Source organism: Streptomyces sp. HSW2009 (assembly GCF_040240285.1).
Taxonomy (GTDB): domain Bacteria; phylum Actinomycetota; class Actinomycetes; order Streptomycetales; family Streptomycetaceae; genus Streptomyces.
The window spans coordinates 1-402 of the sequence record NZ_JBEHZD010001176.1 but is presented as its reverse complement, the minus strand read 5'-3'; the positions used below and the strand labels follow the sequence as shown (position 1 = coordinate 402).

Sequence of the window (402 nt, the reverse complement as noted above, 5' to 3'; positions counted from 1 at the left end):
GACGGCGGTGGCACGGTGTTGATCACGGGTGGTACGGGTGGTTTGGGTGCGTTGTTGGCCCGTCATCTGGTGGTGGAGCACGGTGTGCGTTCTTTGGTGTTGACGAGTCGGCGTGGTGTGGAGGCGCCGGGTGCGGCGGAGTTGGTGGCGGAGTTGGCGGGGTTGGGTGCCGAGGTGCGGGCGGTGGCGTGTGATGTTGCCGATCGTGCTGCGGTGGAGGGTTTGTTGGCGGGGGTTGGGTCGGAGTATCCGTTGTCGGGTGTGGTGCATGCGGCGGGTGTGTTGGACGACGGTGTGGTGGAGTCGTTGACGCCGGAGCGGGTGGACAGGGTGTTGCGTCCGAAGGTGGATGCGGCGCTGCACCTGCACGAGCTGACCCGCGACCTCGACCTCTCCGCGTTC

General features: G+C 66.9%; 1 protein-coding gene. It reads left to right on the top strand.

Translation table 11 applies throughout. From position 1 onward, the window contains the following. The coding region (locus AAHZ94_RS35110) for an SDR family NAD(P)-dependent oxidoreductase (protein WP_349997691.1) at positions 1-402 on the top strand (402 nt) is incomplete at both ends.